The sequence below is a fragment of the Xenophilus azovorans DSM 13620 genome, from assembly GCF_000745855.1.
In the GTDB taxonomy this organism is placed as follows: domain Bacteria; phylum Pseudomonadota; class Gammaproteobacteria; order Burkholderiales; family Burkholderiaceae_C; genus Xenophilus; species Xenophilus azovorans.
In genome coordinates this window covers 64,600-80,744 of sequence record NZ_KN050768.1, presented here as the reverse complement: position 1 = coordinate 80,744, position 16,145 = coordinate 64,600, and the positions used below count along the sequence as shown (strand labels likewise).

The following is a 16,145-nucleotide window of genomic DNA, read 5'->3' as shown; positions in this document are numbered from 1 at the left end:
CTTTCGTCTCCTCGTTCCCTGGCTGCGGCGGCTCAGGCGGCCGCGTCGCGCAGCAGCTCGCGGGCGATGATGAGCTGCTGCACCTCGGTGGCGCCCTCGTAGATGCGCAGGGCGCGGATCTCGCGGTACAGGCGTTCGACCGGCTGCTCGCTCACCACGCCCAGGCCGCCGAACATCTGCACCGCCGCGTCGATGACCTGCTGCGCGTTCTCGGTGGCGGTCATCTTGGCCATCGCCGCCTCGCGGGTGACGGTTTGGCCCTGGTCGCGCTGCCAGGCGGCCCGGTAGGTCAGCAGGGCCGCGCTGTCGATGGCGGTGGCCATCTGCGCCAGCTTGGCCTGCGTGAGCTGGAAGTCGGCCAGCACGCCCTTGAACATGCGGCGGGTGGTGGCGCGCCGCAGCGCCTCGTCGAGTGCGCGGCGTGCGAAGCCCAGCGCGGCGGCGGCGACCGAGGTGCGGAACACGTCCAGCGTGCGCATCGCCACCTTGAAGCCTTCGCCGGCGGCGCCGACGCGCTGCGCGGCCGGGATGCGGCAGCCGGCGAAGCGCAGCCGCGCCAGCGGGTGCGGCGCGATCACGTCGATGCGTTCGGCGATCTCGAAGCCGGGCGTGCCGGCCTCGACGACGAAGGCGCTGATGCCGCGCGCGCCGGGCGCCTCGCCGGTGCGGGCGAAGACGACGTAGAAGTCGGCGATGCCGCCGTTGGAGATCCAGGTCTTCTCGCCGTCGAGCACGTAGTGGTCGCCGTCGGCCCGTGCCGCGCAGGCCATCGCGGCGACGTCGGAGCCGGCGTCGGGCTCCGACAGGGCGAAGGCGCTGATCGCCTCGCCGGCGGCCACGCGCGTCAGGTAGGTGCGGCGTTGCTCGGGCGTGCCGTGCAGCGAGATCGCGCCCGAGCCCAGGCCCTGCATGGCGAAGGCGAAGTCGGCCAGGCCGGAGTGGCGGGCCAGCGTCTCGCGGATCAGGCAGATGGCGCGGGTGTCGATGGTGTCGCCGGCGCCGCCTTCGGCCGTGCCGGCGATGGCGTGGCGCAGCCAGCCGCCGGCGCCGAGCGACTTCACCAGCGCGCGGCATTCGGCGTCGACGTCGTGGCCGTGGTCCTGCGGGATGTGTTCGCTGGCCCAGGCGTCCAGCGCCTGCGCCAGCTCGCGGTGGCGCGGCTCGAAGAAGGGCCAGTCGAGGTAGCTGGTATCGGCCATCTCAGTTGCCCTCGAACCTGGGCTTCTGCTTGGCGACGAACGCCTCGTAGGCCCGCGTGAAGTCCTGCGTCAGCATGCAGATCGCCTGGGCCTGCGCCTCGGCCTCGATGGCCTGCTCGATGGTCATCGCCCATTCCTGGTGCAGCATGGTCTTGGTGATGCCATTGGCGAAACTCGGGCCTTGCACCAGCTGCGCGGCCAGGGCCTGCGCCTCGGCCAGCAGTTCCTCCGGCGCGGCGAGGCGGTTGAAGAAGCCCCAGCGCTCGCCTTCCTCGCCACCCAGGCTGCGGCCGGTGTAGAGCAGCTCGCTGGCGCGCCCCTGGCCGACGATGCGCGGCAGCATGGCGCAGGCGCCCATGTCGCAGCCGGCCAGGCCGACGCGGTTGAAGAGGAAGGCCGTCTTGCTACGCGCCGTGCCCAGGCGCAGGTCCGACGCCATCGCCACGATGGCGCCGGCGCCGGCGCACACGCCGTCCACCGCCGCCACGATGGGCTGCGGGCAGGCGCGCATGGTCTTGACCAGCTCGCCGGTCATGCGGGTGAACATCAGCAGCTCGGGCGCCTTGAGCCGCACCAGCGGGCCGATGATCTCGTGCACGTCGCCGCCGGAGCAGAAGTTGCCGCCGGCGCCCACCACCACCACGGCCTTCACGTCCTCGGCCCACTTGAGCTGGTGGAACAGGTCGCGCAGCTCGGCGTAGCTGTCGAAGGTCAGCGGGTTCTTGCGCTCGGGGCGGTTCAGGGTGATGGTCGCGACGCCGTCCTTCACTTCCCACAGGAAGTGCGTGGCCCGGTAGCCGGCCATCGGGCGGCGGTTGCCGGCCAGCAGGGCGGGGTCGATGCGGTCGTCGGTCATTTGCCTTGTCTCCGTTGCGTCATGTGGGTTTCTTGGGCGGCGGCCTCGATCTCGACCTGGCGCTGCACCAGGTGCACGCGCAGGCGGCCCAGGTGCTCGTACAGCGCCTCCTTGCTGCCGGGCGCCAGGCCGGTGAACATCTCGGTCAGCCACTTCTCGTGCTCGGCCGCCATCAGGGCGAACTCCGCGCGGCCCTTGTCCGTCAGGCTGACGCGCCAGGAGCGGCGGTCCTCCGGGTCGTCCACGCGCTGCACCAGGCCCTCCTTGACGAGCTGGTCGGTCAGGCCGGTGACGTTGCCGCCGGTGACCATCAGGTAGCGTGACAGCACGTTCATGCGCAGGCCGTCGGGATGCCGGTCGAGCTGCGCCAGGTAGTCGAAGCGGGGCAGGGTGGTGCCGAAGCGGGCGCGCAGCAGCTGGCGGATCTGCTGCTCGATCTGCGTGCTGCAGGCCAGGAGGCGCAGCCAGATCTTGGTGTCCAGGTGGTCGTCGGCCTGGGCGCGCGCCTCCAGGCCGATGTGCTCGTCGCCCAGCGACTGCACCAGGCGGAAGTGCTTGTGGTTCTGTGTGGCCATGTCCGGTTTCTCCTCTTCACATGACTTCGCCGCCGCTGACCGACACCGACTGGCCGGTCACGGCGCCGGCGCCCTCGGAGCACAGCCAGGCGACGGCGTCGGCCACCTGCTGCGGCTGCACCAGGCGGCCCTGCGGATTGGACTTGACGAACTCGGCGCGCGCCTCCTCGGCGCTGCGCCCCGTCTTGACGACGACGCGCTCGATGCTCTCGCGCACGATGTCGGTCTCGGTGTAGCCGGGGCACACGGCGTTGACGGTGATGCCCTTGGCGGCCAGTTCCAGCGCCACCGAGCGCGTCAGGCCGATCACGCCATGCTTGGCCGCGCAGTAGGCCGAGACGTAGGCGTAGCCCACCTGCCCGGCCGTGCTGGCGACGTTGACGATGCGGCCCCAGCCGGCCGCCAGCATGTCGGGCAGCGCCGCCTGCATGCACACCATGGTGCCGGTGAGGTTCACGTCGAGCATGCGCTGCCAGAGCTGCGCGTCCATCTTCGTGAAGGGCGCGCTCTCGGCCTGGCCGGCGTTGTTGACCAGCACGGCCACCGGGCCGAAGCGCTCGCGCGCCCGGGCCAGGGCCGCGGCCACCTGTCCGGCATCGGCGACGTCGGCCGCCACGGCATGCAGGCGGTCGGGCGCCTCGTCGGCCAGCGCCTGCACCACGTCCAGCCGGCGGCCCAGCACGGTCACGCGCAGGCCGTCGGCCGCCAGCCGGCGCGCGATGGCGGCCCCGATGCCGCGTCCACCGCCGGTCACCAGCGCGTGGTGACCGGCGGGCGCTGCCTTTTCTCCCTGAGCAATCGATGCGGCGGCCATGAGTCAGGCCTTGGCGGGCGTGCCGGCAGCGAGCGCCTTCTCGCGCGCGAAGTTGGCTTCCATCTGCGGCTTGCCGGAGCGGTACTGCTTCGGCCAGGCCACGGGCGTGTAGCCGATCTTGGCGGCCTCGGTCAGCGTCCAGGCCGGGTTGGCCAGGTGCGGGCGCGCCACGGCGCACAGGTCGGCGCGGCCGGCGGCCAGGATGCTGTTGGCGTGGTCGGCCTCGCTGATGGCGCCCACGGCGATGGTCGGGATGCCGGCCTCCTGGCGGATGCGGTCGGCGAAGGGCGTCTGGAACATGCGCCCGTACACCGGCTTCTCCTTCTTGCTCACCTGGCCCGAGGAGCAGTCGATCATGTCGGCGCCGGCGGCCTTGAAGGCCTTCGCGATCTCGACCGCGTCCTCCGGCGTGATGCCGCCTTCGACCCAGTCGTGGGCGGAGATACGCACCGACATCGGCTTGTCCTTGGGCCAGGCGGCGCGCACCGCCTCGAACACCTCCAGCGGGTAGCGCAGGCGGTTGGCGAGCGAGCCGCCGTAGTCGTCGGTGCGCTGGTTGGTCAGCGGCGAGATGAAGCTGGACAGCAGGTAGCCGTGCGCGCAGTGCAGTTCCAGCCAGTCGGCGCCGGCCTCGGCCGCGGCGCGGGTGGAGGCGACGAACTGCGCCTTGACCTCGTCCATGTCGGCGCGCGTCATCTCGCGCGAGACCTGGCTCACGCCCTCCAGGTACTGCTGCGGCGAGGCGGAGACGATCGGCCAGTTGCCCGATTCCAGCGGCTGGTCGATGCCGTCCCAGGCCAGGCGGGTGGAGGCCTTGGCGCCGGCGTGGCCGATCTGGATGCCGAACCTGGCGTCGGTGTTGGCGTGGATCCAGTCGGCGATGCGCTTGAAGGCCACGGTGTGATCGGGCCGGTACAGGCCGGGGCAGCCGGGGGTGATGCGGCCCTCGGGGCTCACGCAGGTCATCTCGGCGAACACCAGGCCGGCGCCGCCCATGGCGCGGGCGCCCAGGTGCACCAGGTGGTAGTCGCCGGCCACGCCGTCCACGGCGGAGTACTGCGCCATCGGCGAGACGACGATGCGGTTCTTGAGCGTGACGCCGCGCACCGTCCAGGGGGTGAACATGGGCGGCGGCGGGGCCAGGCCGTCGGCCACCTGCACGCCATCGCGTTCGGCGAACCAGCGCTCGTAGCCCTCCAGCCAGCCGCGGTCGCGCAGGCGCAGGTTCTCGTGGCTGATGCGCTGGCTGCGGGTGAGCATCGAGTACATGAACTGCTCGGGCTCGAGCTGGTCGCAGTAGCGCTTGCCGCACACCTCGAACCATTCCATCGCGTTCCACGCCGCGTTCTGGATGCGCAGCGTCTCGACGCGGCGCGCCTCCTGGTAGGCGGCCAGCACCTCGGGGATGTGCTCGCGCGTGTCGCCCATCTTCTTGAACTGGCGCGCCAGCTCGATCGCGTCCTCGATCGCCAGCTTGGTGCCCGAGCCGATGGCGAAGTGGGCGGTGTGCACCGCGTCGCCCATCAGCACCACATGGCTGCCGTGCGCGTTCTTCAGCGACCACTGTTCGCACACCACGCGCTGGAAGTTGATCCAGGCCGAGCCGCGCAGGTGGCGCGCGTTGGTCATCAGCTTCGCGCCCTTCAGGTCGTCGGCGAAGACCTTCTCGCAGAAGGCGATGGAATCCTCCTGGCCGGCCTTGTCCAGCCCGTGGGCCTTCCAGGTCTCTTCGGTGGTCTCGACGATGAAGGTCGAGGTCTTGTCGTCGAACTTGTAGATGTGCGCCTGGAACCAGCCGTGCTCGGTGCGCTGGAAGTCGAAGGTGAAGGCGTCGTAGAGCTTCTCGGTGCCCAGCCAGATGAAACGGTTGGGGCGGGTGACGATGTCGGGCCTGAACACGTCGGCGTACTTGCCGCGGATGCGCGAGTTGACGCCGTCGCTGGCGATGATCAGGTCGGCGTCGGGGTAGTCGGTGTCGGAGTCCACCTCGGTCTCGAACACCAGCTTCACGTCCAGGGCCTCGCAGCGCGCCTGCAGGATGTTCAGCAGCTTCTTGCGGCCGATGCCGACGAAGCCGTGGCCGCCCGAGCGGATGCGCCGGCCCTTGAACAGCAGCTCGATGTCGTCCCAGTGGTTGAAGGCCTGCTCGATCTCGTCGGCGGTGGCGCGGTCCCAGGCGCGCATGTTGTCCATGGTGGCGTCGGAGAACACCACGCCCCAGCCGAAGGTGTCGTAGGGCTTGTTGCGCTCCACCACGGTCACGTCGTGCGCCGGGTTCATCTGCTTCATCAACAGCGCGAAGTACAGGCCCGCGGGGCCTCCGCCAATGCACACGATCTTCATGGGTCTTGTCTCCCGGCCGACAGCGGCCATGGGTGAACTTTAGGGATAGATTGTTTAGATGTCAACTAAATTGCGAGAGGACTGGCGAACGGGGCGTGGCCCGGGACTTGCTCGACCATTCGAGGGTTATCCCGCATGCTTCATACCCGCGTACGCATAAGTCCTATGAAATGCTCCGTATGCCCCCCGCGCCGGCAGCCGCGAACATTCCGCCATGCGCCGGCGAAGGTCCGCCGGCGAACCCACGACAGCCCATGAACGACACGCAAGCCTCCAGCAGCCAGCCCATCCGTTTCTTCCACCGCGGCCAGGTGGTCGAGGTGCAGGGCGTGCATCCCACGCGCTCGGTGCTCGACTGGCTGCGCGAGGACGCGCGCTGCACCGGCACCAAGGAGGGCTGCAACGAGGGCGACTGCGGCGCCTGCACGGTGGTGATCGGGGAGCTGGCCGAAGCCGGCGCGGCCGAGGCCGTGGGCGGGCTGAAGCTGCAGACGGTCAATGCCTGCATCCAGTTCCTGCCGACGCTGCACGGCAAGGCGCTGTTCACCGTGGAAGACCTGAAGGCCCAGTGCGGCCATGCGCACGACGGCGAGCGGCACGGCAGGCACGCCGTGCGGCAGCTGCACCCGGTGCAGCAGGCGATGGTGGACTGCCACGGCTCGCAGTGCGGCTTCTGCACGCCGGGCTTCGTGATGTCGCTGTGGTCCGCCTACGAGCACCACAGCGAGCAGGGCACGCGGCCGAGCCGCCAGCAGCTCGCCGACGAGCTGTCGGGCAACCTGTGCCGCTGCACCGGCTACCGGCCGATCCTCGACGCCGGCCAGAAGATGTTCGACCTGCCGGCCGTGCGGCTGGACACCGCGCCCGTGGTCGCCGCGCTGCAGGCCCTGCGGCGCGACGGCACCTTCGACTATGCCGCGCCGCTGGGCCAGCGCACCGACCGCTTCCACGCCCCCGTCACGCTCGACGAGCTGGCCGCGCTGCGCGAGGCCAAGCCGCAGGCGCGCATCCTGGCCGGCTCCACCGACGTCGGCCTGTGGGTCAACAAGATGTTCCGCGACCTGGGCGACATCATCTACGTGGGCGACGTGGCGGAGATGAAGCGCATCGAGGAGGGCGCCGACGCGCTGTACATCGGCGCCGGCGCCTCGCTGGAGGACGCCTGGCGCGCCATCGTGCAGCGTGCGCCCACGCTGGAGGACGTCTGGCTGCGCTTCGCCTCGCTGCCCATCCGCAACGCCGGCACGCTGGGCGGCAACGTGGCCAACGGCTCGCCCATCGGCGACTCGCCGCCGATCCTGATGGCGCTGGACGCGCAGATCGAGCTGCGCAAGGGCGCCGCGGTGCGCCGCATGCCGCTGCCGGACTTCTACCTCGACTACATGAAGAACCAGCTTCAGCCGGGCGAGTTCGTGCAGGGCCTGTCCATCCCGCGGGCCGCCTTCGCCCGCCAGCTGCGCGGCTACAAGATCAGCAAGCGCTTCGACTGCGACATCTCGGCCCTGTGCGCCGGCTTCGCGCTGGAGCTGGACGGCGAGACGGTGAAGAGCATCCGCCTGGCCTACGGCGGCATGGCGGCCGTGGTCAAGCGCGCGGCGCTGGCCGAGGCGGCTCTGCTGGGCCGACCCTGGACGCAGGCCAGCGTGGACGCCGCCAAGGCCGCGCTGGCGCAGGACTTCAAGCCGCTGACCGACATGCGCGCCAGTGCCGACTACCGCCTGCTGGTGGCACAGAACCTGCTGCAGCGCCTGTGGCTGGAGACGCGGCCGCAGGATGCGTTGGCGCCGCAGTCCACCAGCGTGTGGAGCGTGATGCCGCATGACGCGCTGGCCTGAAAGCGCATCGAGGAGCCCACGATGAACAAGCCGATCGATCCCGCCGTGCTGCAGCCCATGGAGGCTTTCGCAGACTACCTGACCAACACCGCCGCGCGCATCGACGCCGACGCCGAGACGCGCGCGCTGACGCAGGGCGCGCGCGTGGGCATCAGCCGCCCGCACGAGTCCGCCCACCTGCACGTGGCCGGCGAGGCGACCTACACCGACGACCTGCCGGAGCTGGCCGGCACGCTGCACTGCGCGCTCGGCCTGTCGCCGGTGGCGGCGGGGCGGCTCACGGCGCTGGACCTCGACGCCATCCGTGCCATGCCCGGCGTGGTGGAGGTGCTCACCGCCGCCGACGTGCCGGGCGCCAACGACTGCGGCTCGATCGTGCACGACGACCCGATCCTGTGCGACGGCGAGATCCGCTACATGGGCCAGCCGCTGTTCGCCGTCATCGCCCGCACGCGCAACGAGGCGCGCCGCGCCGCCGCCCGCGCCAAGGAAGCCGCGGCGATCGACGCGGCCACCGGGCCGCTGGTGCTGACGCCGCAGCAGGCGCATGCGCAGCAGCGCTACGTGGTGCCGCCGATGCACCTGGCGCGCAGCGTGGGCGGCGTGGGCGCGCGTGCCGCCATCGACGCGGCGCCGCACCGGCTGAAGGGGCAGCTCGACGTCGGCGGGCAGGAGCAGTTCTACCTGGAGGGCCAGATCAGCTACGCCATCCCCAAGGAGGATGGTGCGGTGCACGTGCACTGCTCGACGCAGCACCCGAGCGAGATGCAGCACCTGATCGCCCACGCGCTGCACCGCCATTCGAACGAGGTGCACGTCGAGTGCCGCCGCATGGGCGGCGGCTTCGGCGGCAAGGAGTCGCAGTCGGCGCTGTTCGCCTGCGTCGCCGCCATCGCGGCCTGCAGGCTGGGCCGGCCGGTCAAGCTGCGGCCGGACCGCGACGACGACTTCATGATCACCGGCCGGCGCCACTGCTTCTGGTACGAGTACGAGGTGGGCCACGACGACGAGGGCCGCATCCTCGGCGCAGAGATCGCCATGGTCTCGCGCGCCGGCCACTCGGCGGACCTCTCCGCGCCGGTGATGACGCGGGCGCTGTGCCACTTCGACAACGCCTACTGGCTGCCCGAGGTCTCGATGCACGGCTATTCGGGCCGCACCAACACCCAGAGCAACACCGCCTTCCGCGGCTTCGGCGGCCCGCAGGGCGCCATCGCCATCGAGTACATCATGGACTCGGTGGCCCGCACCCTGGGCCGCGACCCGCTGGACGTGCGCCGCGCCAACTTCTACGGCACCGACGAGCACAACGTCACGCCCTACGGCCAGACCATCGTCGACAACGTGATCCACGACCTGGTGGCGCAGCTGGAGGCCGGCAGCGCCTACCGGCAGCGGCGCGAGGCGGCCGCGGCCTTCAACGCGACGAGCCCGGTGCTCAAGCGCGGCCTGGCGCTCACGCCGCTGAAGTTCGGCATCAGCTTCAACGTCAAGCACTTCAACCAGGCCGGCGCGCTGGTGCACGTGTACACCGACGGCTCCATCCTGGTGAACCACGGCGGCACCGAGATGGGCCAGGGCCTGAACACCAAGGTGGCGCAGGTGGTGGCGCACGAATTGGGCGTGAGCTTCGAGCGCGTGCGCGTCACCGCCACCGACACCACCAAGGTCGCCAACACCTCGGCCACCGCCGCCTCCACCGGCGCCGACCTGAACGGCAAGGCGGCGCAGGACGCGGCGCGCCAGATCCGCGAGCGACTGGCGGCCTGCGCCGCGGCGCGCCACGGCGGCCAGGCGCAGGACGTGCGCTTCGCCAACGACAAGGTGCACGTCAACGGCAGGACGCTCGATTTCGCCACGCTGGTGGGCGAGGCGTATCTCGACCGCGTGCAGCTGTGGTCCGACGGCTTCTACGCCACGCCCGGCCTGTCGTGGGACAAGGACACCATGCAGGGCCGGCCCTTCTACTACTTCGCCTACGGCGCGGCCGTGAGCGAGGTGATCGTCGACACGCTCACCGGCGAATGGAAGCTGCTGCGCGCCGACATCCTGCACGACGCCGGCAAGTCGCTCAACCCGGCGGTGGACATCGGCCAGGTGGAAGGCGCCTTCATCCAGGGCATGGGCTGGCTCACCACCGAGGAGCTGGTGTGGCACCCGGGCAGCGGCAAGCTGACGACGCACGCGCCCAGCACCTACAAGATCCCCACGGCCAACGACTGCCCGCCGGTGTTCAACGTGCAGCTGTTCGAGGGGCGCAACTTCGAGGACTCGATCCACCGCAGCAAGGCGGTGGGCGAGCCGCCGCTGCTGCTGCCCTTCTCGGTCTTCTTCGCCATCCGCGACGCCGTCTCGGCCGTGGGCGGCCACCGGGTCGACCCGCCGCTGCGCGCGCCCGCGACCAGCGAGGCCATCCTCACCGCCATCGGCGCCGTCCAGCGCGCGAACGCGGGCGGCTGATGTTCCCCGGCGCCTCTCGCGCGGGCCTGCAAGACGGCCTGCACGCTATAACCGTGCCCATCCTTTCACGATAGGCGGGTGTGGCCATGAGAGACCAGGCGCTGTTCGACAAGATCGATCTTCATCTCATCCGCGTGCTGCACACCGTGCTGACCGACCGCAGCGTCTCGCGCGCCGCCATCCGCCTGGGCATGTACCAGCCGGCGGTGTCGGCCGCGCTCAAGCGCCTGCGCGAGCTGGCCGGCGACCCGCTGCTGGTGCGCTCGGGCTCCGGCATGGTGCCCACCGACGCCGGCCTGCGCATGATCGAGCCGGCGGCCAGCATCCTGCGCGCGGCCGAGATGCTGTTTTCCGACGCGCGCGGCTTCGACCCGCAGACGGCGGGCACCACCTTCCGCATCGCCGCCAGCGACTACCTGGACCCGACCTTCCTGCCCGCCGTGGTCACGCAGGTGAAGGCGCAGGCGCCCCTGGTGCGCATCGAGATCCATCCGCTGTCGTCCGACGGCGACTACCACGCGCACCTGGCCAATGGCGAGATCGACCTGGTCATCGGCAACTGGCTCAAGCCGCCGGAAGATCTGCACATGGCGCGCCTGTTCGGCGACGAGGTGGTGTCGATGGTCAGCGCCGAGCACCCGGCCGTGCGCCGCGGCTGGGACCTGGACACCTGGCTGGAGGCCGAGCACATCGCGCCCACGCCCACCCACCCGGGTGCGCGCGGCATCATCGACCAGCTGCTCGATGCGCTGGGCCGCCAGCGCAACATCGCGGTGCGCTGCGCGCACTTCGGGCTGATGCCCGACATGGTGGCCTCCAGCCTGCTGGTGCTGACCACCGGGCGCCAGTTCTGCGAGCGCTACGCCCAGCGGCTGCCGCTGCGCATCCTCGACTGCCCGGCCACGCTGCCGCGGCTGCTCTATTACCAGCTCTGGCACGAGCGCACCCATTCCTCCAGCGCCGCCCAGTGGCTGCGCGAACAGGTCAAGCGCGTGGCGGCCTCGCTGCAGCAGCCGCCGCCGGCCTGAGTCCCCGATTCCCCTACACAACACGACAAACCAAGGAGACAACCAGATGAACTGGACCGAACGCGTGTTCAAGCTGCAGGAACACGGCACCACCGTGCGCACCGAGGTGGTGGCGGGCCTGACCACCTTCCTGACGATGGCCTACATCATCTTCGTCAACCCCTCGATCCTGGGCGACGCGGGCATGCCGAAGGACTCGGTCTTCGTCGCCACCTGCCTGATCGCGGCGCTGGGCACGATGATCATGGCCTTCTACGCCAACTACCCGATCGCGCTGGCGCCGGGCATGGGGCTGAACGCCTACTTCGCCTACGTGGTGGTGCTGCACATGGGCTTCACCTGGCAGGCGGCGCTGGGGGCGGTCTTCGTCTCGGGGTGCCTGTTCCTCTTGGTCACCATCTTCAAGCTGCGCGAGCTGATCATCCGCGGCATCCCGCACTCGCTGCGCTACGCCATCACGGTGGGCATCGGGCTGTTCCTGGCGCTGATCGCGCTCAAGAGCGCCGGCATCGTCGCGCCCTCCAAGGCCACCTACGTCACGCTGGGCGACCTGCACACGCCGCAGGCCGTGCTGGCGGTGCTGGGCTTCTTCCTGATCGTGGTGCTGGACCGGCTCAAGGTGCCCGGCGCCATCCTCATCGGCATCGTGGCCGTCACCATCGCCAGCTTCTTCTTCGCCGGCAACGAGTTCCGGGGCATCTTCTCGGCACCGCCGTCCATCGCGCCCACCTTCCTGCAGCTGGACATCAAGGCGGCGCTGGCGGGCGGCATCCTGAACGTGATCCTGGTGTTCTTCCTGGTCGAGCTGTTCGACGCCACCGGCACGCTGATGGGCGTGGCCAAGCGCGCGGGCCTGCTGGTGCCGGGCAAGATGGACCGGCTGAACAAGTCGCTGCTGGCCGACTCGGCCGCCATCTTCGCCGGCTCGCTGCTGGGCACCTCCAGCACCACCGCCTACGTGGAGAGCGCCGCCGGCGTGCAGGCCGGCGGCCGCACGGGCCTGACGGCGCTGACGGTGGCGGTGCTGTTCCTGGCGTGCCTGTTCATCGCGCCGCTGGCCGGCGTGGTGCCGGCCTACGCCACCGCGCCCGCGCTGTTCTTCGTGGCATGTTTGATGCTGAGGGAACTGACCGAACTGGACTGGAACGAGACTACCGAGGTGGTGCCGGCCGCCGTCACGGCGCTGGCCATGCCCTTCACCTACTCCATCGCCAACGGCCTGGCCTTCGGCTTCATCACCTATGCGGTGCTCAAGCTGTTCACCGGCCAGGTGCGCCAGGTGCACTGGATGGTGTGGGTGATCGGCGGCGTGTTCCTGTTCAAGTTCATCTGGCTGCCCGGGGGCTGAACCGGCCAGGGGCACTAGGATTCGACACTTTTCCCGAAAACCGACAAGAGCGACGACCGAAGGCCACCTGACCATGTCCCCCCCCAGACTCCAGCTCGCGGGCATCACCAAGCGCTACCCCTCCGTGGTGGCGAACAGCGGTGTCTCGCTCACGGTCCAGCCCGGCGAGACCCACGCCGTGCTCGGCGAGAACGGCGCCGGCAAGTCCACGCTGATGAAGATCATCTACGGATCGGTCAAGCCGGACGAGGGCAGCATCGCCTTCGACGGCCGGCCGGTCACAGTGCGCAACCCGCAGGAGGCGAGGGCGCTGGGCATCGCGATGGTGTTCCAGCACTTCAGCCTGTTCGACACCCTGACCGTGGCCGAGAACGTGTGGCTGGGGCTGGACAAGAGCCTGCCGCTGGCCGAGGTGACGCGCCGCATCGTCGCCAAGGCCGGCGAGTACGGCCTGGAGATCGACCCGCAGCGCCCCGTCCACACGCTGTCGGTGGGCGAGATGCAGCGGGTGGAGATCATCCGCGCGCTGCTGACCGAGCCGAAGCTGCTGATCCTGGACGAGCCCACCTCGGTGCTGACGCCGCAGGCGGTGCAGCGCCTGTTCGTGGTGCTGAAGAAGCTGGCGTCCGAGGGCTGCTCCATCCTCTACATCAGCCACAAGCTGCACGAGATCCGCGAGCTGTGCACCGCCTGCACGGTGCTGCGCGGCGGCAAGGTCACCGGCGTGTGCGACCCGCGGCAGGAGAGCAACGAGTCGCTGTCGCGCCTGATGATCGGCGCCGAGCCGCCGCCGCTCACGCACCGGCCGTCGAACGTGGGCGGGGTCGCGCTGCGGGTGCAGGCGCTGGCCCTGCCGCGCGAGGACCAGTTCGGCGTGGACCTGGAGGACATCTCCTTCGAGGTGCGCGCCGGCGAGGTGGTGGGCGTGGCCGGCGTCTCCGGCAACGGCCAGAAGGAACTGCTCTACGCTCTGTCGGGCGAGGACGTGCGGGCCGCGCCGGGCATGGTGGAGGTCTTCGGCCGGCCGGCCGGGCGCCTGCGGCCGCGCGCGCGGCGCCGGCTGGGCCTGCATTTCGTGCCGGAGGAGCGGCTGGGCCGCGGCGCGGTGCCCACGCTGGGCCTGGCGCACAACCTGCTGCTCACCCGCGACGACGCGGTGGGCGCGGGCGGCTGGCTGCGCACCGGCCGGATGCAGCGGCAGGCCGAGGCCATCATCGAGCGCTTCAAGGTCAAGGCCGGCGGGCCGAACGCGGCGGCCAAGTCGCTCTCGGGCGGCAACCTGCAGAAGTACATCGTCGGGCGCGAGATCGACGCCGGGCCGAAGCTGTTCATCGTCTCCCAGCCCACCTGGGGCGTGGACGTGGGGGCGGCGGCGCTGATCCGGGCCGAGATCCTGGCGCTGCGCGACGCCGGCTGCGCGGTGCTGGTGGTCAGCGAGGAGCTGGACGAGCTGTTCGAGATCAGCGACCGGCTGCACGTCATCGCCAAGGGGCGGCTGTCGCCTTCCATCGACCGCTCCGCCGCCACCGTGCCGCAGATCGGCGAGTGGATGAGCGGGCTGTGGGAGGGCGCCGCGCGCCGCAACGAGAAAAACATGGAGGAGGGCGCCCATGCTCAGGCTTGAACTGCGGCCGCAGCTGTCGCGCTTCTGGAGCTACGGATCGCCGATCCTGGCGCTACTGGTCACCGTCGTCATCGGCGTCGTCCTGTTCGCCCTGCTGGGCAAGGACCCGGTGCGCGGGCTGCAGGTCTTCTTCTGGGAGCCGATCCGCAGCAGCTACGCCATCGGCGAGCTGATGGTCAAGGCCACGCCCCTGCTGATCATCGCGCTCGGGCTGGCGGTGTGCTTCCGCTCCAACCTCTGGAACATCGGCGCCGAGGGCCAGTTCATCCTGGGCGCCATCGCCGGCGGCGGCGTCGCGCTGCTGGCGGACAAGGGCACGGGCCAGTGGATCGTGCCCCTCATCCTGCTGGCCGGCGTGCTGGGCGGCATGCTGTGGGCGGCCATCGTGGCCTGGCTGCGCGATGCGTGCAACGCCAACGAGATCCTCACCAGCCTGATGCTCGTCTACGTGGCCACGCTGCTGCTGCTGTGGCTGGTGGGCGGGCCCTGGAAGGACCCGATGGGCTACAACTTCCCGCAGACCAAGACCTTCGACGCGGTGACGCAGATCCCGCGGCTGATGAAGGGCTCGCGCGTGACCATCGGCGTGGTCATCGCGCTGGTGGGCGTGGCGGCGCTGTGGGTGTTCCTGTTCCGCACGCGGCTGGGCTTCGCGCAGCAGGTGGGCGGGCTGGCGCCGGCGGCGGCGCGCTATGCCGGCTTCTCGGCCCGGCGCGCGGTGTGGATCGCGCTGCTGACCTCCGGCGCGGCGGCCGGCCTGGCCGGCGCGCTCGAGGTGGCGGGGCCGCTCGGCCAGCTCACGCCGCACGTGCCGGCCGGCTATGGCTTCGCGGCCATCATCGTGGCCTTCGTCGGCCGGCTGCATCCGGTGGGCATGGTGTTCTCGGCCATCCTGATGAGCATGTTCTACATCGGCGGCGAACTGGCGCAGTCGCGCCTGGGGCTGCCCAAGTCGCTCACGGCCGTGTTCCAGGGGCTGCTGCTGTTCACGCTGCTGGCCTGCGACACGCTGGTGGCGTACCGGCTGCGCCTGAAGCAGGGCGCGGCGCCGGCGGCGCCCGCGGCGGGCACGGCCTCGCTGCAGGCCTCGACGCCCGAAGTGGCCGCTCAAGCAGCGAAGGAGGCCTGACGATGGAAAGCTACGCACTCCTGCTGGGCGCCATGCTCAGCGCCGGCACCGTGCTGGCGATCGCCTCGCTCGGCCTCCTGATCAACGAGAAGGCCGGCGTCGTCAACCTGGGCGCAGAGGGCATGATGCTGTGCGCCGCCATCGCCGGCTTCGCGGCCTACGTCCACACCCACAACGCCTGGCTGGGCTTCCTGGCCGGCATGGCGGCCGGCGCGGCGCTGGCGGCAGTGTTCGGCGTGCTGGCGATCTGGCTCAACACCAACCAGTACGCCACCGGGCTGGCGCTGTCGCTGTTCGGCGTGGGCTTCTCGGCCTTCGTCGGCATCAACTACGTGCAGGCGCGGGCGCCGGGGGGCTTGGGCATGTCCGTCCCCGTGCTGGGCGACATCCCCTTCGTCGGGCCGGCGCTGTTCCGCCATCACCCGCTGGTGTACGTCGCGGTGCTGCTCACCTTCGCGCTGATCTGGTTCCTCTACCGCACGCGCGCCGGGCTGGTGCTGCGCTCGGTGGGCGAGTCGCCCGAGTCGGCGCACGCACTGGGCTACCCGGTGCGGCGCATCCGGCTGATGGCGGTGGTGGCCGGCGGGGCGCTGTGCGGGCTGGCCGGGGCCTACCTGTCGGTGGTGTACACGGGCCTGTGGGTGGAGAACATGGTGGCCGGCCGCGGCTGGATCGCGCTGGCGCTGACCACCTTCGCGACCTGGCGGCCGCTGCGCGTGCTGCTGGGCGCCTACCTCTTCGGCGGCGTGACGCAACTGGGCTTCCACCTGCAGAGCCAGGGCGTGCACGTGCCGAGCCAGTTCCTGTCGATGATGCCGTACGTCGCCACCATCGTGGTGCTGGCGCTGATCTCGCGCAACCCGGCTTTCATCCGCGCGAACATGCCGGCTTCCATCGGGAGGCCGTTCCACCCCGGCTCATAATGCGTCTTTTC

At 70.6% G+C, this 16,145-nt stretch carries 12 protein-coding genes; 7 read left to right on the top strand and 5 right to left on the bottom strand.

What is annotated here, in order from left to right:
- Window positions 1–32 precede the first annotated feature (32 nt).
- From Q392_RS30330 to Q392_RS30310, 5 genes are read right to left on the bottom strand one after another with little or no spacing between them, the layout of a single operon-like run.
- Entirely contained in the window at window positions 33–1,199 is a 1,167-nt protein-coding gene (locus tag Q392_RS30330; protein ID WP_038218268.1) for an acyl-CoA dehydrogenase family protein, read from the bottom strand.
- A 1-nt stretch (window position 1,200) separates the two neighbouring features.
- On the bottom strand, window positions 1,201–2,055 hold the full coding sequence (locus Q392_RS30325; RefSeq protein WP_038218266.1) for an enoyl-CoA hydratase family protein: 855 nt from the start codon (window positions 2,053–2,055) through the stop codon (window positions 1,201–1,203).
- Window positions 2,052–2,630, bottom strand: a complete 579-nt coding sequence (locus Q392_RS30320) for a MarR family winged helix-turn-helix transcriptional regulator (RefSeq protein WP_051954113.1) — start codon at window positions 2,628–2,630, stop codon at window positions 2,052–2,054. Before Q392_RS30320 ends, Q392_RS30325 begins: the two co-directional genes overlap by 4 nt.
- A 16-nt stretch (window positions 2,631–2,646) precedes the next feature.
- A complete protein-coding gene (locus tag Q392_RS30315; RefSeq protein WP_038218264.1) occupies window positions 2,647–3,444 on the bottom strand; it encodes an SDR family NAD(P)-dependent oxidoreductase in 798 nt (265 codons plus the stop codon).
- A gap of 3 nt (window positions 3,445–3,447) precedes the next feature.
- Window positions 3,448–5,787: a bifunctional salicylyl-CoA 5-hydroxylase/oxidoreductase gene (locus Q392_RS30310; RefSeq protein ID WP_038218262.1), complete on the bottom strand. Its 2,340-nt coding sequence runs from the start codon at window positions 5,785–5,787 to the stop codon at window positions 3,448–3,450.
- Between the two features lie 254 nt (window positions 5,788–6,041).
- On the opposite strand from Q392_RS30310, the gene xdhA reads away from it, so the two are divergent.
- The 7 genes from xdhA (at window position 6,042) to Q392_RS30275 (ending at window position 16,134) form a co-directional block, all read left to right on the top strand.
- Window positions 6,042–7,622 carry a xanthine dehydrogenase small subunit gene (xdhA, locus tag Q392_RS30305; protein WP_038218260.1) on the top strand — a complete coding sequence of 527 codons (1,581 nt, stop codon included), beginning with the start codon at window positions 6,042–6,044 and terminating at the stop codon, window positions 7,620–7,622.
- Between the two features lie 21 nt (window positions 7,623–7,643).
- Window positions 7,644–10,082 (top strand): xanthine dehydrogenase molybdopterin binding subunit, encoded by a 2,439-nt coding sequence (xdhB, locus tag Q392_RS30300; protein ID WP_038218258.1) that lies wholly within the window; start codon window positions 7,644–7,646, stop codon window positions 10,080–10,082.
- Between the two features lie 86 nt (window positions 10,083–10,168).
- On the top strand, window positions 10,169–11,110 hold the full coding sequence (locus Q392_RS30295; RefSeq protein ID WP_038218256.1) for a LysR family transcriptional regulator: 942 nt from the start codon (window positions 10,169–10,171) through the stop codon (window positions 11,108–11,110).
- 46 nt (window positions 11,111–11,156) lie between these two features.
- Window positions 11,157–12,458, top strand: a complete 1,302-nt coding sequence (locus tag Q392_RS30290; protein WP_038218254.1) for an NCS2 family permease — start codon at window positions 11,157–11,159, stop codon at window positions 12,456–12,458.
- Window positions 12,459–12,531: 73 nt separating this feature from the next.
- The gene (locus Q392_RS30285; RefSeq protein ID WP_038218252.1) at window positions 12,532–14,082 is read left to right on the top strand and encodes an ABC transporter ATP-binding protein; all 1,551 of its coding nucleotides are present in this window, start codon (window positions 12,532–12,534) and stop codon (window positions 14,080–14,082) included.
- Window positions 14,069–15,211, top strand: a complete 1,143-nt coding sequence (locus Q392_RS30280; RefSeq protein WP_038218250.1) for an ABC transporter permease — start codon at window positions 14,069–14,071, stop codon at window positions 15,209–15,211. The genes Q392_RS30285 and Q392_RS30280 overlap by 14 nt, the downstream gene beginning before the upstream one ends.
- A gap of 2 nt (window positions 15,212–15,213) precedes the next feature.
- Complete coding sequence (locus tag Q392_RS30275; protein WP_038218248.1) at window positions 15,214–16,134, top strand: ABC transporter permease; 921 nt, start codon at window positions 15,214–15,216, stop codon at window positions 16,132–16,134.
- Window positions 16,135–16,145: the final 11 nt, after the last annotated feature.